Source organism: Staphylococcus caeli, from assembly GCF_051413795.1.
In the GTDB taxonomy this organism is placed as follows: Bacteria; Bacillota; Bacilli; order Staphylococcales; family Staphylococcaceae; genus Staphylococcus; species Staphylococcus caeli_A.
The window spans coordinates 1-20,963 of the sequence record NZ_JBOIRQ010000017.1; the positions used below are offsets into that span (position 1 = coordinate 1).

At 35.5% G+C, this 20,963-nt stretch carries 21 protein-coding genes; 19 read left to right on the plus strand and 2 right to left on the minus strand.

What is annotated here, in order from left to right; genetic code table 11:
• Positions 1 to 747: 747 nt before the first annotated feature.
• A complete protein-coding gene (locus ACSULM_RS09185) occupies positions 748 to 2,121 on the minus strand; it encodes a PLP-dependent aminotransferase family protein (RefSeq protein ID WP_436862311.1) in 1,374 nt (457 codons plus the stop codon).
• Between the two features lie 100 nt (positions 2,122 to 2,221).
• Here ACSULM_RS09185 and pdxS point away from each other — a divergent pair, with 100 nt between their 5' ends.
• Both pdxS and pdxT read left to right on the plus strand, forming a co-directional pair.
• Positions 2,222 to 3,109: a pyridoxal 5'-phosphate synthase lyase subunit PdxS gene (pdxS, locus tag ACSULM_RS09190; RefSeq protein ID WP_069994166.1), complete on the plus strand. Its 888-nt coding sequence runs from the start codon at positions 2,222 to 2,224 to the stop codon at positions 3,107 to 3,109.
• A 1-nt stretch (position 3,110) separates the two neighbouring features.
• Positions 3,111 to 3,686, plus strand: coding sequence for a pyridoxal 5'-phosphate synthase glutaminase subunit PdxT (pdxT, locus tag ACSULM_RS09195; protein ID WP_436862313.1), 576 nt, complete (start codon positions 3,111 to 3,113; stop codon positions 3,684 to 3,686).
• Positions 3,687 to 3,741: 55 nt separating this feature from the next.
• On the opposite strand, the gene ACSULM_RS09200 is transcribed toward pdxT, so the two are convergent.
• Positions 3,742 to 4,956, minus strand: coding sequence for a NupC/NupG family nucleoside CNT transporter (locus ACSULM_RS09200; RefSeq protein WP_436862315.1), 1,215 nt, complete (start codon positions 4,954 to 4,956; stop codon positions 3,742 to 3,744).
• Between the two features lie 156 nt (positions 4,957 to 5,112).
• On the opposite strand from ACSULM_RS09200, the gene ACSULM_RS09205 reads away from it, so the two are divergent.
• The 17 genes from ACSULM_RS09205 to rplK all read left to right on the plus strand — a co-directional run bounded on the left by ACSULM_RS09205 (position 5,113) and on the right by rplK (position 20,877).
• Positions 5,113 to 5,574, plus strand: coding sequence for a CtsR family transcriptional regulator (locus tag ACSULM_RS09205; RefSeq protein WP_069994169.1), 462 nt, complete (start codon positions 5,113 to 5,115; stop codon positions 5,572 to 5,574).
• A gap of 16 nt (positions 5,575 to 5,590) precedes the next feature.
• Positions 5,591 to 6,142, plus strand: a complete 552-nt coding sequence (locus ACSULM_RS09210) for a UvrB/UvrC motif-containing protein (RefSeq protein WP_436854860.1) — start codon at positions 5,591 to 5,593, stop codon at positions 6,140 to 6,142.
• A complete protein-coding gene (locus ACSULM_RS09215) occupies positions 6,135 to 7,142 on the plus strand; it encodes a protein arginine kinase (RefSeq protein WP_436862317.1) in 1,008 nt (335 codons plus the stop codon). The genes ACSULM_RS09210 and ACSULM_RS09215 overlap by 8 nt, the downstream gene beginning before the upstream one ends.
• A gap of 11 nt (positions 7,143 to 7,153) precedes the next feature.
• A complete protein-coding gene (locus tag ACSULM_RS09220) occupies positions 7,154 to 9,616 on the plus strand; it encodes an ATP-dependent Clp protease ATP-binding subunit (protein WP_436862319.1) in 2,463 nt (820 codons plus the stop codon).
• Between the two features lie 318 nt (positions 9,617 to 9,934).
• Entirely contained in the window at positions 9,935 to 11,305 is a 1,371-nt protein-coding gene (gene radA, locus ACSULM_RS09225; RefSeq protein ID WP_436854864.1) for a DNA repair protein RadA, read from the plus strand.
• A 53-nt stretch (positions 11,306 to 11,358) separates the two neighbouring features.
• Positions 11,359 to 12,417, plus strand: a complete 1,059-nt coding sequence (locus ACSULM_RS09230; RefSeq protein WP_436854865.1) for a PIN/TRAM domain-containing protein — start codon at positions 11,359 to 11,361, stop codon at positions 12,415 to 12,417.
• Positions 12,418 to 12,851: 434 nt separating this feature from the next.
• The gene (gltX, locus tag ACSULM_RS09235) at positions 12,852 to 14,306 is read left to right on the plus strand and encodes a glutamate--tRNA ligase (protein ID WP_436862321.1); all 1,455 of its coding nucleotides are present in this window, start codon (positions 12,852 to 12,854) and stop codon (positions 14,304 to 14,306) included.
• A 346-nt stretch (positions 14,307 to 14,652) separates the two neighbouring features.
• A complete protein-coding gene (cysE, locus tag ACSULM_RS09240) occupies positions 14,653 to 15,294 on the plus strand; it encodes a serine O-acetyltransferase (protein ID WP_436855343.1) in 642 nt (213 codons plus the stop codon).
• Positions 15,278 to 16,678 (plus strand): cysteine--tRNA ligase, encoded by a 1,401-nt coding sequence (gene cysS, locus ACSULM_RS09245; protein ID WP_436854867.1) that lies wholly within the window; start codon positions 15,278 to 15,280, stop codon positions 16,676 to 16,678. The genes cysE and cysS overlap by 17 nt, the downstream gene beginning before the upstream one ends.
• Position 16,679: 1 nt before the next feature.
• Complete coding sequence (locus tag ACSULM_RS09250) at positions 16,680 to 17,066, plus strand: Mini-ribonuclease 3 (RefSeq protein ID WP_436862323.1); 387 nt, start codon at positions 16,680 to 16,682, stop codon at positions 17,064 to 17,066.
• Between the two features lie 7 nt (positions 17,067 to 17,073).
• Complete coding sequence (rlmB, locus tag ACSULM_RS09255; RefSeq protein ID WP_436855344.1) at positions 17,074 to 17,823, plus strand: 23S rRNA (guanosine(2251)-2'-O)-methyltransferase RlmB; 750 nt, start codon at positions 17,074 to 17,076, stop codon at positions 17,821 to 17,823.
• Positions 17,820 to 18,344 (plus strand): NYN domain-containing protein, encoded by a 525-nt coding sequence (locus ACSULM_RS09260; protein ID WP_436862324.1) that lies wholly within the window; start codon positions 17,820 to 17,822, stop codon positions 18,342 to 18,344. Before rlmB ends, ACSULM_RS09260 begins: the two co-directional genes overlap by 4 nt.
• A 73-nt stretch (positions 18,345 to 18,417) precedes the next feature.
• Positions 18,418 to 19,014, plus strand: a complete 597-nt coding sequence (locus ACSULM_RS09265) for a sigma-70 family RNA polymerase sigma factor (protein ID WP_436862326.1) — start codon at positions 18,418 to 18,420, stop codon at positions 19,012 to 19,014.
• A gap of 108 nt (positions 19,015 to 19,122) precedes the next feature.
• Positions 19,123 to 19,266 (plus strand): 50S ribosomal protein L33, encoded by a 144-nt coding sequence (rpmG, locus tag ACSULM_RS09270; RefSeq protein WP_070014052.1) that lies wholly within the window; start codon positions 19,123 to 19,125, stop codon positions 19,264 to 19,266.
• 126 nt (positions 19,267 to 19,392) lie between these two features.
• The gene (gene secE / locus ACSULM_RS09275) at positions 19,393 to 19,572 is read left to right on the plus strand and encodes a preprotein translocase subunit SecE (protein WP_002484168.1); all 180 of its coding nucleotides are present in this window, start codon (positions 19,393 to 19,395) and stop codon (positions 19,570 to 19,572) included.
• 14 nt (positions 19,573 to 19,586) lie between these two features.
• Positions 19,587 to 20,135: a transcription termination/antitermination protein NusG gene (gene nusG / locus ACSULM_RS09280; protein ID WP_436854870.1), complete on the plus strand. Its 549-nt coding sequence runs from the start codon at positions 19,587 to 19,589 to the stop codon at positions 20,133 to 20,135.
• A 319-nt stretch (positions 20,136 to 20,454) separates the two neighbouring features.
• Complete coding sequence (gene rplK / locus ACSULM_RS09285) at positions 20,455 to 20,877, plus strand: 50S ribosomal protein L11 (RefSeq protein WP_046837699.1); 423 nt, start codon at positions 20,455 to 20,457, stop codon at positions 20,875 to 20,877.
• Positions 20,878 to 20,963: the final 86 nt, after the last annotated feature.

Here is a 20,963-nt window from a genome sequence, read left to right on the forward strand (position 1 = left end):
CAGCATTAATAGGATGCGATGAGCCGAGACCGAGAGGTCTCTTTTTTTATGTGAATTGCTAATTTTGAGTCGAAGAATTAAAAATAAACTGTTATGAGAAAGCGTTTGAAGCTGCCGAACTGAGCGATGGACGAAGCGAGCTTACAAGTGGTAAGTGAGCAAGGAAAGCGTGAAAGAGAGAAGAGATGCGAGCGCTTGTCTCATGACAGAAAAAGCTCCTTAGCGCCGAAGGTAGCAGACTTACGTTCCGCAAGAGTAGGACGTTGCCAGGCAGCATTAATAGGATGCGATGAGCCGAGACCGAGAGGTCTCTTTTTTTATGTGAATTGCTAATTTTGAGTCGAAGAATTAAAAATAAACTGATATGAGAAAGCGTTTGAAGCTGCCGAACTGAGCGATGGACGAAGCGAGCTTACAAGTGGTAAGTGAGCAAGGAAAGCACGAAAGAGAGAAAAGATACGAGTAAATAAAAAGGAACGCAGAGCATTTGCTCATACATAAGGACTACTATATATAATGAAATTGTGAGGTAGTGCGTAATGTGTGGAATTTACTAGCGGATTAAAAAAATATGAAGTGAGTACACAATTCGAATGTTGCAAGCGGCTAACCGCTTGCATAAGTGTTACTAAATTCAATAAATTGAAAAGTAACACTTTATCGAATGATGAAAGTTAATCAGCGGATTCAAAATATTACTTATCTATTTAATATAGCTTTCTTGGCATAGTGGTGTTCACGCATCATTTATTGACATAGGCTTTTTATTAATGCATCTGCATGTGCTTCTATCTGAGAATAGGGTATACCACCAAATCCGAGTATGAATTTTACAGTCGATTCAGTAGGATCATAGAGAGAGAATGGTGTGATTTTTAAACTGTTATTTTTGGCATTCAGTAAACATTGTTCTAATGATAAACCATTCGTCACAGTTAAAGTAAAGTGCATACCTGCTAATGCACCATCAATATATAATTGATCTTCGTATTTTTTAAGTTTTTCGGTAATTAAGGAAAGCTTATTTTTATACACTTTTCTCATTTTATTCAAATGACGATCAAAACTACCGGATTGCATGAAATTAGCGATAATTTTTTGCATATGTGTTGGTACAGTATTTCCTTCTTTATTTTCTATGGATTTATAATGATTTAATAATTTTTTAGGTAAGACAAGATATGCAATTCTGCAACTAGGAAATAGAGATTTTGAAAATGTGCTCATGTATATTACTTTATCTTCTGTATCTAAACTTTGAAGTGCGGGTATAGGTTTTTCAAAATAACGAAATTCAGAATCATAATCATCTTCAATAATATATCTTTCTTCACTTTGACGTGCCCAATTGATAAGTTGGATACGTTTTTTTAAATTCATAACATAACCTGTAGGAAATTGATGTGATGGAGTGACGTAGGTAATGTTATTTTGAGATTTATTTACATATGACATATCTATACCAGATTGGGCAACAGGTACTTGCATATATGATATTTGCTTTTTATCAAGTACTTGCTTAATAGGTGGATAGCTTGGATTTTCAATATTGAATTGCTCTTTGTTAAGTATGTCGGTAAGTAAATTGATTAATTGTTCAGTTGAGGAACCTATAATAATTTGTTCTGGATGACAAGACACGCCTCTGCTATTAAATAAGTAATGTGCGATTTCTTGTCTTAATGACCAATCTCCATCTGGATTAGCATGTTGTAGCAAGTTAATTTGGTTGTCATCAAATACATCACGAGCGTATTTTCTAAATTGTTGCATTGGAAAGTATTCAGTATCAATTTCAGATACGTTAAACGCATATTTGAAATGTGTTTTACCATCATCCGAATGTTCATTAGTTACCTTTTGTATTGTGTGAGTATTATTTTTAGTAATTATAGGTAGCGTTTCGATGTCTGAAACAAAATAACCTGAACGTGGTTTTGAATAGATATACCCCTCATCAAGTAGAAATTGATAGGCATGTTCAATTGTGGTATTGCTTAAAGATAGATGTTGTCCTAGTGCACGTTTTGAAGGGAACTTATCACCAGAGCTATATTGACCTTCAATAATTTGACGCTTTAAATTTTCATATAGATTTATATATAAATGTGATTTTGACATTTAAACTGACCTCTTAAATTATTTTTAAATTGTACCTTTTTAAATACCAGTTTATCTTTTAAAATGAATTTAATCAACTAAGTAAAGGGGAAATACATATATGTCTAAAGTTACTGGATCAGAAAGAGTAAAAAGAGGAATGGCAGAAATGCAAAAAGGTGGCGTCATCATGGACGTTGTCAATGCAGAACAAGCTAAAATTGCAGAAGAAGCAGGTGCTGTAGCAGTTATGGCATTGGAACGTGTGCCTTCTGATATTAGAGCTGCAGGTGGAGTTGCACGTATGGCTAATCCAAAAATTATTGAAGAAGTTATGAATGCTGTATCAATTCCTGTTATGGCTAAAGGTCGTATCGGACATATCACTGAAGCTCGTGTACTTGAATCAATGGGTGTGGACTATATTGATGAATCAGAAGTATTGACACCTGCTGATGAAGAATACCACTTGCGTAAAGATACATTCACAGTACCATTTGTATGTGGCTGTCGTAATTTAGGCGAAGCAGCGCGTCGTATTGGTGAAGGTGCAGCGATGTTACGTACGAAAGGTGAGCCAGGTACAGGTAACATTGTGGAAGCTGTGAGACATATGCGTCAAGTAAACTCAGAAGTAAGTCGTTTAACGGTTATGAACGATGATGAAATTATGACAGAAGCTAAAAATATTGGGGCGCCTTTTGAAGTGCTAAAAAATATTAAAGAAAATGGTAAGTTACCTGTTGTAAACTTTGCGGCTGGTGGTGTTGCAACACCTCAAGATGCTGCTTTAATGATGGAATTAGGTGCAGATGGTGTCTTTGTTGGATCAGGTATTTTTAAATCTGAAGATCCTGAAAAATTCGCTAAAGCAATTGTCCAAGCAACAACGCACTATCAAGATTATGAATTGATTGGTCGTTTAGCTAAGGAATTGGGTACAGCAATGAAAGGCTTAGATATCAATGAGTTATCATTAGAAGAACGTATGCAAGAGCGTGGTTGGTAAAATGAAGATTGGTGTATTAGCATTGCAAGGCGCAGTGAGAGAGCACATACATCATATTGAATTGAGTGGTCATGAAGGTGTAGCAATTAAACGCGTTGAGCAATTAGCAACGATTGATGGTCTAATTTTACCAGGTGGTGAGTCTACGACATTACGTAGATTAATGGATTTGTATGGTTTTAAAGATGCTTTACAACAATCAGAACTGCCAATGTTTGGAACATGTGCTGGCTTGATTGTCTTGGCTAAACAAATAGTGGGTGAAGAAGGATACTTAAATAAACTAGATATCACAGTACAAAGAAATTCATTTGGCAGACAAGTCGATAGTTTCGAAAGTGAATTAGATGTGCAAGGGATTGCTCCAGATATTGAAGGTGTATTTATTAGAGCGCCACATATTGAAGCAACTCATGGAGAAGCGTCAGTACTTAGTAGGGTTGGTGAAAAGATTGTAGCTGTTCAAGAGGATCGCTATTTAGGCGTTTCATTCCATCCTGAACTTACAGATGATTATAGAGTGACACAATATTTCATTGAAAAAATCGTCAAACCCACATGTTCAAAAAATAATTAAATGAGTCATGAAAAAAGCAGTAGGGCATATACCCTACTGCTTTTTGAATTTATGTTTAGATGAAAAATCCTGCGATTGCTGCTGAAATGAATGATACTAATGTTGCACCGAATAATAGTTTTAATCCGAATCGTGCGACAACATCTCCTTTTTCACTATTTAGTGATTTGATTGCACCAGCAATAATACCAATTGAGCTAAAGTTTGCAAATGACACAACGAAGACTGAGATAACTCCTTTAGCGTGGTCACTTATATCTTTCGCTTGGTTCAAGCTTTGCATTGCAACGAACTCATTTGATAATAATTTTGTTGCCATAATCGAACCAGCTTGTACAGCATCGTGCCATGGCACACCAATTAAGAAAGCAAATGGTGCAAATACGAAACCAATTAGCGTTTGGAAATCCCAAGTAATACTGCCACCAGAAACCCAAGTGAAGATGGCACTTACGACACCATTAAGTAATGCAATGATTGCAATGTAACCAATTAACATAGCACCAACGATAACGGCAACTTTAAATCCATCTAAGATGTACTCACCCAACATTTCGAAGAATGATTGTTTCTCAATTTTACTTTCTGCCACAATACGTTTATCTTCTTCAGGATCAACTCTATAAGGGTTGATAATAGATGCGATGATGAAACCGCCGAAGAGGTTTAACACGACTGCTGTTACGACATAACGCGGTTCAATCAGTGTAAAGTATGCACCGATGATAGACGCTGATACTGTAGACATTGCAGATGCAGTTAATGTATATAGGCGTTGTTTTGAAATGTGAGCTAATTCATGTTTTAAAGAAATGAATACTTCGGATTGTCCTAAAATAGCTGCAGCTACAGCATTATAAGACTCTAAACGCCCCATACCGTTGATTTTTGAAATCGCGATACCTAATAAATTAATAATTAACGGTAAAATACGTGTATATTGTAAAATACCGATTAATGCTGAAATAAATACGATTGGTAATAATACGTTAAAGAAGAACGGTGGATTTTTTGGATCAACAAATTCAAATCCGCCAAAAACAAAATTCACACCTTGAGCAGCTTGTTGTAATAAATAGTTAAAGCCAAATGAGATGCCGCCAATGACTGTGATACCAAATTTTGTTTTAAGTAATATAAATGCAAATACCAGTTGTATAACAAGTAATAAGCCTATGTATTGCCAACGGATATTTTTTCTATCTGAGCTAAATAGAAACGCTAATGCAAGAAAGATTGCTATCCCAATTAAACCAATAATAATATGCATAAGTTATTCATCCCTTTTAATTTTTCTTAATATCTATAATACAATAAAATTGATAGCACTTACATATTTATTTTAAAATTTCTAAAACATATTGGTTGAAAAAGGTCAAAGTTGGTCATATAATATAGTCAAAGAAGGTCAAAAGAGGTGATAATCATGCATAATATGTCAGACATCATAGAACAATACATTAAAAAATTATTTGAAGACACCAATGAAGACGTTGTAGAAATTCAACGTGCGAACATTGCACAGCGTTTTGACTGTGTGCCTTCTCAGCTCAATTATGTAATTAAGACACGTTTTACAAATGAGCATGGTTACGAGATTGAAAGTAAAAGAGGTGGCGGTGGTTATATCCGTATCACCAAGATAGAAAACAGAGACGAAACAGGTTACATTAATCATCTGCTTCAGTTAATCGGGCCATCCATTTCTCAACAACAAGCGTATTATATTGTTGATGGGCTATTAGATAAAGCGTACATTACTGAACGAGAAGCAAAAATGATATATGCAGTTATTGATAGAGAGACTTTGAAGATGGATGTATTATCGAGAGATATCATCCGTGCAAATATAATTAAACGCTTATTACATGTTATAAATTATTATTAAAGCGAGGTGGTTCGCCGTGCTATGCGAAAATTGTCATTTAAATGAAGCGGAAGTGAAATTGGCAGTTAAAGGTCAAGATGGCATCAATGAAAAATGGGTTTGCGCTACATGTGCACAAGGTGGTAACCCTTGGACGCAAAATCAACAAATTGCACCACAAGATGATATTGAAGGTGCTTTTGTTGTTAAACAGATTTTGCAACATCTAGCTGCAAAACATGGCATTGATTTTGATGAAATTACATTTAAAGAAGAAAAGCGTTGTCCTACTTGCCAAATGACATTAAAGGATATCGCACATGTTGGTAAATTTGGTTGTGCGGATTGCTATGCGACATTTAAAGAAGACATTGTCGATATAGTACGACGTGTACAAGGCGGTCAAATAGAACACGTTGGTAAAACACCTAAATCATCACATAGAAAACTAGCCTTAAAAAAACAAATTGAAGAACAAACTGCATATTTGAATCACTTAATAGAAACCCAAAACTTTGAAGAAGCAGCCGTTGTACGTGACGAAATCAAGGCGTTGAGAGATCAAAGTGAGGTGAAACGTGATGAGTAATGACATCAGTGCGTATATGAGTGAATGGATGCGAGATAAAGAGGAAAGTCCAATCGTAATGTCCTCAAGAATAAGATTGGCAAGAAATCTTGAAAATTATGTACATCCGCTCATGTTTCCATCTGAACAAGATGGTTATAGAGTTATTAATGAAGTACAAGATGCGCTTCCCGATTTGACTGTTCAGCGCTTAGACGCGATGGATCAGCAGAATAAATATAAACTTGTGGCGAAACATCTTATTAGTCCGGAATTAATTAAACAACCAGCTTCAGCTGTATTGCTTAATGATGATGAGTCATTAAGTATTATGGTGAATGAAGAAGATCATATTCGAATTCAAGCAATGGGTAATGATTTGTCATTATCTTCACTTTATGAGAAAGCGTCAGAAATTGATGATCGACTGGATGCTGAATTAGACGTGAGCTTTGATGAAACATTAGGCTATTTAACAACCTGTCCGACAAATATAGGTACTGGTATGCGGGCAAGTGTCATGTTGCATTTACCAGGTTTAGCTATCATGAAACGGATGAATCGTATCGCTCAAACGATAAATCGTTTTGGATTTACGATTAGAGGAATTTATGGAGAAGGTTCACAAGTTTATGGTCATATATATCAGATTTCCAATCAATTGACACTTGGGAAAAATGAAGAAGACATTATTGAAAGTTTATCCGAAGTTGTTCAACAAATTATTAATGAAGAAATGCAAATCCGACAACGATTGAACCGCCATAATCACACTGAAACGTTAGATAGAGTGTATCGTTCGTTAGGAATATTAAAATATAGTAGACTGATATCTATGGAAGAGGCCTCACTAAGGTTGAGTGAAGTGAAGTTAGGAATAGATTTAGAATACATTGAATTAGATAATTTTAAATTCAATGAATTGATGGTTGCGATACAATCACCATTTTTATTGGATGAAGAAGATGAACGAACAGTTAATGAGAAACGAGCCGATATATTAAGAGAACATATAAACTAGGAGGTTACGCAATGTTATTTGGAAGATTAACAGAGAGAGCACAACGTGTGTTAGCACATGCTCAAGAAGAGGCAATTCGCTTAAACCATTCAAATATAGGAACAGAGCATTTACTTTTAGGCTTAATGAAAGAACCAGAAGGAATTGCTGCGAAAGTATTAGAATCCTTTGATATTACTGAAGAAAAAGTGGTTGAAGAAGTTGAAAAACTCATCGGCCATGGACAGGAGCAAATGGGTGCATTACATTATACACCACGTGCGAAAAAAGTCATTGAGCTATCAATGGATGAAGCAAGAAAATTACACCATAACTTTGTTGGTACAGAACACATTTTACTTGGACTAATCAGAGAAAATGAAGGTGTGGCAGCACGTGTATTTGCTAATCTAGATTTAAATATTACAAAAGCACGCGCGCAAGTAGTGAAAGCATTGGGTAGCCCCGAAATGAGTAACAAAAACGCACAAGCAAGTAAATCTAATAACACGCCAACACTAGATAGTCTTGCAAGAGATTTAACGGTTATTGCGAAAGACGGTACGTTGGATCCCGTAATTGGTAGAGATAAAGAAATTACGAGAGTTATTGAGGTATTAAGTCGCCGTACGAAAAATAATCCAGTATTGATTGGTGAACCAGGTGTAGGTAAAACTGCAATCGCAGAAGGCTTAGCACAAGCGATTGTTAATAATGAAGTACCTGAAACACTAAAAGGCAAACGTGTAATGTCACTAGATATGGGAACTGTTGTTGCTGGTACCAAATATCGTGGTGAATTTGAAGAACGTTTGAAAAAAGTAATGGAAGAAATCCATCAAGCGGGTAACGTTATTCTATTTATCGACGAATTGCACACATTAGTTGGTGCTGGTGGTGCAGAAGGTGCTATCGATGCATCAAATATTCTTAAACCAGCATTGGCACGTGGTGAATTACAATGTATTGGTGCAACGACATTAGATGAATACCGTAAAAATATCGAAAAAGACGCTGCACTTGAACGTCGTTTCCAACCAGTTCAAGTTGATGAGCCTACTGTAGAAGATACAATTGAAATCTTAAAAGGCTTACGTGATCGTTATGAAGCGCATCACCGTATCAATATTTCAGATGAAGCACTAGAAGCAGCAGCAAAATTAAGTCATCGCTATGTTTCAGATCGCTTCTTACCTGATAAAGCAATCGATTTAATTGATGAAGCAAGTTCAAAAGTAAGACTAAAAAGTCATACAACACCACCAAACTTAAAAGAACTAGAACAACAAATTGAACAAGTTAAAAATGAAAAAGATGCCGCGGTTCATGCGCAAGAATTTGAAAATGCAGCGAACTTACGTGATAAACAAACGAAGTTAGAAAAACAATATGAAGAAGCAAATAATAATTGGAAAAATGCTCAAAATGGCGATAACACATCATTATCTGAAGAAGATATTGGCGAAGTTATTGCTGGTTGGACAGGTATTCCACTAACTAAAATTAATGAAACGGAATCAGATCGCCTGTTAAACTTGGAAGATACGTTACACAATAGAGTAATTGGACAAAAAGATGCGGTTACTTCTATCAGTAAAGCAGTGAGACGTGCTAGAGCTGGATTGAAAGATCCTAAACGTCCAATTGGTAGTTTCATTTTCCTAGGTCCTACAGGTGTAGGTAAGACTGAGTTAGCACGTGCATTAGCAGAGTCTATGTTTGGTGAAGATGATGCCATGATTCGTGTTGATATGAGTGAATTTATGGAGAAACATGCTGTCAGCCGTTTAGTTGGTGCACCTCCAGGTTACGTAGGCCATGATGATGGTGGACAACTTACTGAAAAAGTTAGACGCAAACCATATTCAGTCATCCTTTTTGATGAAATTGAAAAAGCACATCCAGATGTATTTAACATTCTGTTACAAGTGTTAGACGATGGTCATTTAACGGATACCAAAGGTCGTCGTGTCGATTTCCGCAATACAGTTATTATTATGACATCTAACGTTGGTGCGCAAGAATTACAAGATCAGCGTTTTGCTGGATTCGGCGGTGCGTCAGAAGGTCAAGATTATGAATCAATTCGTAAAACTATGATGAAAGAATTGAAAAATGCTTTCCGTCCAGAGTTCTTAAACCGTGTTGACGATATCATTGTATTCCACAAACTTTCTAAAGATGAATTGAAACAAATTGTGACTATGATGGTTAACAAACTTACAAACCGTCTTTCAGAACAAGATATCAATATTACAGTTACAGAAGCGGCGAAAGAAAAAATTGCTGAAGAAGGTTATGATCCAGAGTATGGTGCAAGACCATTGATTCGTGCCATTCAAAAAACAGTTGAAGATAACCTAAGTGAATTAATTTTAGATGGTAACCAAATTGAAGGTAAAGAAGTTAAAATTGATCACGATGGCAAAGAATTCAAATATGATATTACTGAAAGAAAAGATACAAAAGAAGAAAAAGAAACAACAGAATCATAAAAAGGTATAACGAAATTTAAAAGAGCCTCCCAAATATGTGTATTCATATTTGGGAGGCTCTTTAGTTTTTGGATGTAAGTATATGAGGCGCGTGTACTATAATTATAAATTTTTCAATAGAAATTGTATTATTATTGGTACTAAAATGCACTGCATGGTATTTTATAACAATAACTTGAAAAATAGTATGATTATTTAAAATTTCTACTAAGCTTTATGATTATAAACTGGGTGAATTAATTTATTAAGAATAAAATTTGTTTTTAAAGAGATAGAGGTTTAAAATAGATTTGTTCAAGGAAAGATGGAGGTGCTGTTTTGGCTAAAAAGAAAGTGATTTTTGAATGTATGGCATGTGGTTACCAGTCACCTAAGTGGATGGGGAAATGTCCAAATTGTGGTGGTTGGAATCAAATGGAAGAAATTGTTGAACAAAAGGCAGCAAGTCCAAAGCATGGCGTGCGCAGTCGAGACAACGTTTCTAAAGTACAAAAATTAAATGAGATAAAACATGAAACGACACCAAGAGTGAAGACGAATTCAGAAGAGTTTAACCGCGTGCTGGGTGGAGGAATTGTAAATGGTTCACTCGTCTTGATTGGTGGGGATCCAGGGATTGGTAAATCTACATTACTCTTGCAAATATGTGCAGCGTTATCACAATCTAAGAATGTGTTATATATTACGGGTGAAGAATCGTTAAATCAAACGAAACTGAGAGCTGAAAGATTGGATGAAGATTCAAGCGAATTAAATGTTTTTGCGGAAACGGATTTAGAAATCATTCACGAAACAGTTAAACAAATTAAGCCTGACTTGTTAGTCGTCGATTCGATTCAAACCGTGTTCCATCCGGAAATTAGTTCGGCACCTGGTTCGGTCTCTCAAGTTAGAGAAAGTACTCAGAGTTTGATGAATATTGCGAAACAAATGAACATAGCGACGTTTATCGTTGGTCATGTTACCAAAGAAGGTCAAATAGCTGGTCCACGTTTGTTGGAACACATGGTAGATACAGTTCTTTATTTCGAAGGTGATGAGCATCATGCATATCGTATTTTAAGAGCAGTGAAAAACCGTTTTGGTTCAACGAATGAAATGGGTATTTTTGAGATGAAACAAACAGGTTTGAAAGGCGTTCGTAACCCGTCAGAAATGTTCCTAGAAGAGCGTTCGACAAATGTGCCAGGTTCGACGATTGTTTCTACTATGGAAGGAACAAGACCACTTCTGATTGAAATTCAAGCATTGGTGACACCAACAACATTCAACAACCCTAGACGTATGGCAACAGGTATTGATCACAATCGCTTGAGTCTGTTGATGGCAGTATTGGAGAAAAAAGAAAATTATTTATTGCAACAACAAGATGCTTATATCAAAGTAGCTGGTGGTGTAAGGCTTACTGAACCAGCAGTAGATTTAGGAATTGTCGTGGCTACTGCTTCAAGCTTCAAAGACTTAACTGTTGATGGCTTAGATTGTTTTATTGGTGAAGTTGGTTTAACTGGTGAGGTTCGACGTGTGTCACGTATCGAGCAGCGCGTTCAAGAAGCTGAAAAATTAGGATTCAAACGTGCGATTATTCCAGAATCGAATATTGGTGGTTGGCAATTTCCTGAAGGTATTAAAGTCATAGGTGTAAAGAATGTACATGAAGCATTAAAATATGCACTGACAAAGCACTAAATATAAATTAGAAGATAAGTTAAAATAATTTAGAAAGAAAGGAGTGTTAAATTGTGAATATGATAAGGTTAATTGTAATCTTGTGCTACATAATTTTAGGTGCAAGTTTGGGCGTGTATCTCCTACCAGAAATTATAAATGATGCTGGTCTGAGCGACTTACCATTATTAACAAATACATATTTTAATGGCTTGCTTGGGATTATTATATTTTTCTTGATTTTTGGTTGGTTTATTAAAAAAGCTACTTATGCATTAAAAGAATTAGAACAAACCATTATGCGTCAAAGTGCAGTCGAAATTCTTTTTGCAACAATCGGCCTCATGATAGGCTTACTTATTTCAGTTATGATATCTTTTATATTTCAAATCATTGGAAACAGTGTGATTAACCATTTTGTCCCAATTATTATCACTATTATTTTAGGTTATTTTGGTTTTCAATTTGGTTTACGTAAGCGTGATGAGATGCTCCTATTTTTACCAGAAAATATGGCGCGTTCTATGTCTATCAATGCACGTAATGCCGTACCCAAAATTATCGATACAAGTGCTATTATTGATGGTCGTATTTTAGATATTATCGAATGTGGGTTTATTGATGGAGAAATATTAATCCCACAAGGTGTTATCAACGAACTACAAATTATTGCAGATGCAAACGATAGCGTGAAACGTGAAAAAGGACAACGTGGTTTAGATATATTGAATTCCTTATATGATACAAATCATCCAACACGAATTATTCACCCGACCAAGACACATAGTGATATTGATGCAATGTTGATTAAGTTGGCGCAACACTATCGTGCGCATATCATTACTACAGATTTTAATCTTAATAAAGTGTGCCATGTTCAAGGAATACAGGCATTGAACGTGAATGATTTATCAGAAGCGATTAAACCGTCAGTACATCAAGGTGATCGTTTCAACTTATTGCTCACGAAAATGGGTAAAGAGTCTGGTCAAGCCGTTGGTTATTTAGATGATGGCACAATGGTGGTTGTAGATAATGCTAAAAAACATATCGGTGAACATATAGATTTGGAAGTCATTAGTTTATTACAAACATCATCAGGTAGAATTATTTTCGCGAAAAAAATAAATTAATTATATAAGGTTTTGTGTGAAGTGTCACAGTTTCACATGAAACCTTTTTAATGTGGTAGCGGTTTGGATAATAGCTATTTATCATAGAGCGAACATGAACATAAGCGCGGTGTTATCATATTTAGCGTTAAAATGCTACAATAGGTAGCGAAATTGTATTTCTAAGTAATGCTTGCCGCGCTAGTTAGAGTATAGATGCGATGGTAGTATAGCGTTGAAAAAGTTTATTTAGAGATACTTTAAAAATTAATAAGCTATGGTATTATTAATAGGCGATGCATCATAAACGAATCATTGGTTGAGCGTTAGATTGTAGGTTTGAATGTAATATTGATAACAGACGTTTGACTAGTATGTGATGTTTATTAGGAACATGAAATTAGAGAATAAGATGCGACATAATAATTAATATTATAAAAACAGGAGTGAACATAATGAGTGATCGTGTAAGAGTAAGATACGCGCCAAGTCCAACAGGATATTTGCATATCGGTAATGCAAGAACTGCATTATTCAACTATTTATTTGCTAAACATTATGATGGAGATTTTGTTATTCGTATAGAAGATACGGATAGTAAACGTAATTTAACAGATGGAGAATCATCACAATTTGATAACTTAAAATGGTTAGGCATCGATTGGGACGAATCTGTTGATAAAGATAAAGGCTACGGTCCTTATCGCCAATCAGAGCGTGCAGAGATTTATAACCCACTTATTCAACAATTATTGGATGAAGACAAAGCATATAAATGTTATATGACAGAAGATGAATTAGAGGCAGAACGTCAGCAACAAATTGAACGTGGGGAAATGCCACGCTATGGTGGTAAACACGCACACTTGACTGAGGAAGAACGTCAACAATTTGAAGCGGAAGGGCGTCAGCCATCAATCCGTTTCCGTGTACCAAAAGATACAACGTATTCATTTGACGACATGGTTAAAGGCGAAATTTCATTTGACTCGAATAATATGGGTGATTGGGTCATCGTTAAAAAAGATGGCGTACCTACGTATAACTTTGCGGTAGCTATTGATGATCATTACATGGAAATCTCTGATGTAATTCGTGGTGACGACCATATCTCCAATACACCAAAACAGTTAATGATTTATGAAACATTTGGTTGGGAAGCGCCAAGATTTGCTCATATGTCATTAATCGTAAATGAAGAACGTAAGAAATTAAGTAAACGTGATGGACAAATCTTACAATTCATCGAACAATATCGTGATTTAGGTTATTTACCAGAAGCGTTATTTAACTTCATTACATTATTAGGTTGGTCACCAGAAGGCGAAGATGAAATCTATTCGAAAGAAGATTTTATTAAAATCTTTGATGAGAAACGTTTATCTAAGTCGCCTGCATTTTTCGACAAACAGAAACTTGCTTGGGTTAATAACCAATATATGAAACAAAAAGATACGGAAACAGTATTTGAATTGGCATTACCACACTTAATCAAAGCTGAATTATTACCAGAAAATCCTAGTGAGTCAGATTTAGATTGGGGACGTAAACTCGTTGCGCTTTACCAAAAAGAAATGAGTTATGCTGGAGAAATCGTTCCGTTATCTGAATTATTTTTCCGTGATGAACAAATCTTAGGTGATGACGAACAAGAAATAATCAATGGTAAACAAGTACCAGAATTGATGAGTCATCTATACAACAAATTAGAAGCGCTTGAACCGTTTGAAGCTGCAGAAATCAAAAAAACAATTAAAGAAGTACAAAAAGAAACGGGAATCAAAGGTAAGCAGTTGTTCATGCCGATTCGTGTGGCTGTAACTGGACAAATGCATGGCCCAGAATTACCAAATACTATCGAAGTGTTAGGTAAAGATAAAGTATTATCTCGTTTGAAAAAATATGTATAATAGCTAAACATTTGTAAAGATTAGGTTAAATAGATAACACTTGAAAAATCATGTTAAACAACCTATGATTATAGTTGAAATTACCAAAGGATTAGTAAGTGGTGAACAGTGTCAAGAGAGTGTGCGGTTGCTGTGAGCACATCACTGAAATTACGGAATGCACCTTTGAGTTTGAATTAAATAACTTTAAAGAGTACATGTAAGTTGTGTTGCTTTTCAGTAATCACTAGTTTGATTGATGAAAGTACTGGCTTATATGAAAAATAAGAGTGGAACCGTGCATAAGCGCCTCTAACAAATTGAGTTAGAGGTGCTTTTTTATAAGGAGGTAGCAACCTTGTTTAAAATTTTGAAAAGAATAAAAGATGATGTGAATATGGTGTTTGAACAAGACCCTGCAGCACGAACAACATTAGAAGTTGTGACGTCATATGCTGGTATACATGCAGTATGGAGTCATTTGATAGCACATGAATTATATAAAAAGAAAAAATTCGTACTTGCACGATTAATATCACAAGTCACACGTTTTTTTACAGGTATAGAAATTCATCCAGGAGCGCAAATTGGTAGACGTCTATTTATTGACCATGGTATGGGTGTAGTCATTGGCGAAACGTGCCGAATAGGTGACAACGTAACGATTTATCAAGGTGTGACTTTAGGTGGTACAGGTAAAGAAAAAGGGAAACGACACCCTGATATAGGCGATAATGTACTAATTGCTGCAGGTGCTAAAGTATTAGGTAATATCACAATTCATTCAAATGTAAATATTGGTGCGAATTCCGTGGTGTTAAATACGGTGCCAAGTTATTCAACTGTTGTAGGTATCCCGGGTCATATTGTTAAGCAAGATGGTAAGCGTATCGGAAAAACATTCGACCATCGCAATTTACCAGATCCAATTTATGAGCAGTTAAAAGAGTTAGAAAAACAACTTGAGAAAACAAGAAATGGAGAGATACAAGATGATTACATTATATAATACATTAACACGCCAGAAAGAGACGTTCGAACCTATCGAACCAGGTAAGGTTAAAATGTATGTTTGCGGACCAACCGTATATAACTATATTCATATTGGAAATGCTAGACCCGCTATCAATTATGATGTAGTTAGAAGATATTTCGAGTATCAAGGATATGAAGTCGTTTATGTATCTAATTTCACTGATGTAGATGACAAATTAATAAAACGTTCTAAAGAGTTAGACGAATCTGTAGAAACGATTGCAGATCGCTACATTAAAGCTTTTCATGAAGATGTAGGTGCTCTAAATGTTAAAAAAGCCACGTCTAATCCGCGTGTAATGAATCATATGGACGATATTATTCAATTTATTAAAGAACTTGTTGATGAAGGCTATGCATATGAGAGTGGTGGAGACGTTTATTTCAGAACACGTAAATTTGATGGGTATGGCAAGCTGAGTCACCAATCATTAAATGATTTAAAAGTCGGTGCACGTATTGAGCAAGGTGAACAAAAGGAAGATGCGCTTGATTTCACACTATGGAAGCAAGCAAAACCTGGTGAGATTAGTTGGGAAAGTCCATTTGGAGAAGGTAGACCGGGTTGGCACATAGAATGTTCTGTCATGGCATACCATGAACTTGGCGCAACGATAGATATTCATGCAGGTGGTTCTGATTTACAATTCCCTCATCATGAAAATGAAATTGCACAATCTGAAGCACATAACCATGCACCATTCGCAAATTATTGGATGCATAATGGCTTCATTAATATAGATAATGAAAAAATGAGTAAATCACTTGGAAACTTTGTATTAGTGCATGACATTATTAAACAAATTGATCCTGATGTCTTACGCTTTTTCATGATTAGTGTGCATTATAGAAGTCCAATTAATTACAATATGGAACTTGTTGAAGCAGCGAAAAGTGGCTTGGAACGTGTACGAAATAGTTATCAAGCTATTGTAGAAAGAGAAGCGATTGCTACAAATATTGAAGACCAAGAAGCTTATATTTTAGAAATTGATAAAGTGCTTCAACAGTTTGAAACAGTAATGAATGATGATTTTAATACGGCAAATGCGATTACAGCGTGGTATGATTTAGCGAAATTAGCTAATAAATATGTATTAGAACAAACAACTTCTACGCAAGTTATTCAACGTTTCAAAGAAGTGTATCAAATTTTCAGTGATGTATTAGGTGTACCGCTTAAAGCTGAAAATAGCGATGAATTATTGGATGAAGAGGTTGAATCATTAATTGAAGAACGTAACCAAGCTAGAAAAGATAAAGATTTTGCACGTGCTGATGAAATTCGTGACCAGTTAAAAGCACAAAATATTATTTTAGAAGATACGCCTCAAGGTGTTAGATTTAAACGTGGTTAATATGGATAACAAACTATTAAATCCACTGACACTTGCATATATGGGCGACGCGGTCCTGGACCAGCATGTGAGAGCATATATTGTATTGAAGTTGAAAGCAAAGCCGAATGGATTGCATCAAGAAGCAAAGCGTTATGTATCTGCGAAAAGTCAGGCACAAACGTTAGAAGCTTTACTTGAAAATGAATGGTTTACAGATGAAGAGTTGGATATCGTACGCCGTGGTCGTAATGCCAAGAGTTATACAAAGGCTAAAAATACAGATATTCAAACATATAGAAAAAGTTCTGGACTCGAAGCAGTGATAGGCTATTTATACTTGGAAAAAGAACAAGAACGTTTAACAGCACTATTGGAGTGCATCATCCAAAATGTTAATGAAAGGTAGTGATACTATGGAAGAAATCGTTATTGTTGGTCGACATGCAGTCAAAGAAGCAATCGTGTCAGATCATACAATTAATAAAATTTTAATACAAGATACAATCAAAAAAGGCCAAATAAATGAAATTTTAAAATTAGCAAATAGTAAAAAAATCATAGTACAATCAGTACCAAAATCAAAAATCGACAATTTATCTGACGCGCCACATCAAGGAATTGCGGCATATATCGCACCTTATGAGTATGCAGATTTCGATGCGTTTTTAGCAACGCAAAAAGAACAAGATAAACTATCAACCGTGTTAATCTTAGATGGGTTAGAAGATCCGCACAATTTAGGGTCAATATTAAGAACGGCTGACGCATCAGGTGTAGACGGAGTGATTATACCCAAACGTCGTTCTGTCGCATTAACACAAACTGTTGCTAAAGCATCAACAGGTGCGATTCAACACATCCCAGTGATGCGCGTAACTAATTTGGCTAATACGATCGAAGTCCTTAAAGACAATGGATATTGGGTAGTAGGCACAGAAGCGGAAAATTCTACGGATTACAGAGAAATGGATGCGGGCATGCCACTTGCGATAGTTATAGGTAGTGAAGGTCAAGGTATGAGTCGCTTGGTTAAAGAGAAATGTGACTTCTATATCAATATTCCGATGGTAGGTCATGTGAATAGTCTTAATGCATCTGTTGCTGCGAGTCTGATGATGTATGAAGTATTCCGCAAGAGAAATGCGATTGGGGATAAGGCATGAAGGATCGTTATTTAATCATTGATGGATATAACATGATTGGGCACTCACAAGAATTAAGTCGTATAGCAAAAGATAACCTAGAAGAAGCGCGCGACCAATTACTTACTGCAATTGCAAATTATAATGCAGTTATTGCAGATGAAGTTGTCTGTGTATTTGATGCTTATGATCAAGCTGGTGCACATTCAGAATATATGTATCATGGCGTAAAAACGATATTTACTAAGGAAAAAGAAACTGCAGATAGCTATATAGAACGATATGTTTATGACTTGTACGATAAGCACACGCGTCATATTACAGTTGTAACAAGTGATATGAGCGAACAGCATGCGATTTTTGGTGCAGGTGCGTATCGTGTATCTTCAAGAGAAATGTGGAGAGACCTGAGAGAGAATGAGTTATCTGTTTCTAAGAAGTTAGATGGTTTTAATGAACAAAAGCCTAGGACCCGTATCGAACTTTCAAATGAAATTTTAGAAGAATTTGAGAAACTTAGACGCGGTGATAATCACAAATAAATATAATGCAGTTTGATTTTTTAATAACATGACAGGTATGCTTGCTTTACTTTTACGAAGAAAGGAACTTGTCATGCAAGAGGAAACTTTTAACAACGAAGAACAAACAACTAGCGATTATAAACAAGGTCTAAGATATAATGACGTGCCTCAGATTTTACAGATGTTTTTACCTGTAATTCGTTTACGGCTGAAGCATTATTCAATACATCCAAATGACCAAGATGACTTATGCCAAGATGTACTTATTAAACTATACAGAGCATTTAAGCATTTTGATTTTGAAGCGGATATTCCTATTGAGCATTATGTGAATAGAGTTATTAAAAATGTGAAAAATGATTATTTACGTCAAAAGCTTTATGGCTACGAACGTCAGTCGATGTTAATTAATGAGTATATGGTTAGTTATAACTATAGTAAGAGTGAGCGACCGCTAGATACGTATATTATTGCTGTAGATATTGGTATTAGATTACAAAAAAGTATGGTCAACTTAACCCATTTAGAACAAACTGTAGTTGTTTACTTATTGAATGGCTATAAACCTAACGAAATAGCAACTGCATTAGATATGCAGGTCAAAGTGGTTTACAATGCGATACAACGTTGTAAAATGAAATTGAAACTTAATTTTAAAATGGAAGCTATATTAAGAAGTGATATTTAAGCTTTAAAATAACCCTCAGCTAGAGCATTGTTACATGATTGTTGATTGACAATTGACTCAGAAGTTATGTATAGTAGATTGGTATTATAATGAGTAAGGGGAAGTCTAATGAAGAAAGTACCATTAAGTTGTGAAGTGTGTGGTAATAGAAATTATAACGTTCCCAAACAAAGTAATCTTACATCTAGACTAGAGCTAAAAAAACATTGTCCGAGATGTAATGCACATACGTTGCATAAGGAATCGAAATAACAAAAATATATTAAAAGCAATTGAGTGTTTATACACGTTCATATTGAGCTAGTTGTATTGTATATGCTTGATTTGTTGCCTGAAATAAGCAAATAAGGAATAACGAACTATACGGAGGTCTTATAAATGGCTAAAAAAGAGAATTTCTTCCAAGGCGTTAAGTCGGAAATGGAAAAAACGAGTTGGCCGACAAAAGAAGAATTATTTAAGTATACGGTCATTGTGGTAGCTACAGTAGTATTTTTCTTAGTGTTCTTCTATGCCTTAGACTTAGGAATTGGTAGAATTATAGAGTTAATTAAATAGATAGGAGTGACGACATGTCTGAAGAAGTTGGCGCAAAGCGTTGGTATGCAGTGCATACTTACTCTGGTTACGAGAATAAAGTGAAGCAGAATTTAGAAAAACGTGTGGAATCTATGAATATGACGGAACAAATATTCAGAGTAGTGATACCAGAAGAAGAGGAAACGCAAGTTAAAGATGGAAAAGCTAAAACTTTAACTAAAAAGACGTTTCCAGGTTATGTATTAGTTGAATTAGTAATGACTGATGAATCATGGTACATAGTTAGAAATACACCAGGTGTAACAGGTTTTGTTGGTTCAGCAGGTGCGGGATCCAAACCTAACCCATTACTTCCGGAAGAAGCGCGCTTCATCCTTAAACAAATGGGTATGAAGGAAAAAACAATTGATGTTCAAATCGAACTAGGTGAGCAAGTGAGAATAAAATCAGGTCCATTTGCGAATCAAGTTGGAGAAGTTCAAGAAATTGAAACAGATAAATTCAAACTTACTGTTCTTGTAGACATGTTTGGTAGAGAAACGCCAGTTGAAGTAGAATTTGATCAAGTTGAAAAACTATAAATTTAAACGCAATGCATAGTATTTGTAATAGGCGGCACTTATCACTTTAATTGTGTGGGTGTCGTTTTACTTGGGCTTTCAAACCGAAAATGACGTTCAAGAATACCTGAGTTAAAGCTCGTACATTAAGAGAAGGGAAAATTTGATGTCTCTCTTGTACTATAAAAAAATTACAATTTACCATTGCTTTATATAAAACATTAATGTTATAATACTGTGGTCGCGCTCATAGAGCGTTCATTTCGTCACGAAATGTAGAAGAGTGGGAGGACAAAACTCAGTCCTGTGACCACATCACGATATCAAGGAGGTGCACATCGTGGCTAAAAAAGTAGAAAAAGTTGTTAAATTACAAATTCCTGCAGGTAAAGCAAATCCAGCACCACCAGTTGGTCCAGCATTAGGTCAAGCAGGTGTGAATATTATGGGATTCTGTAAGGAATTCAACGCACGTACACAAGAAGACGCAGGTTTAATTATTCCGGTAGAAATCAGTGTTTATGAAGACCGTTCATTTACATTTATTACAAAAACACCACCGGCTCCAGTACTACTTAAAAAAGCAGCAGGCGTTGAAAAAGGTTCAGGCGAACCTAATAAAAACAAAGTTGCTTCAGTAACTAAAGATCAAGTACGTGAAATTGCAAACCAAAAAATGCAAGATTTAAATGCTGCAGACGAAGAAGCAGCTATGCGTATTATCGAAGGTACTGCTCGTAGTATGGGTATCACAGTTCAATAATTTTAATGAATAACGAAAACATAGATTGACGATAGAAGCAGATGACAGAAATGACAAACATGATGACAGCGTTCAATATTGTCGTA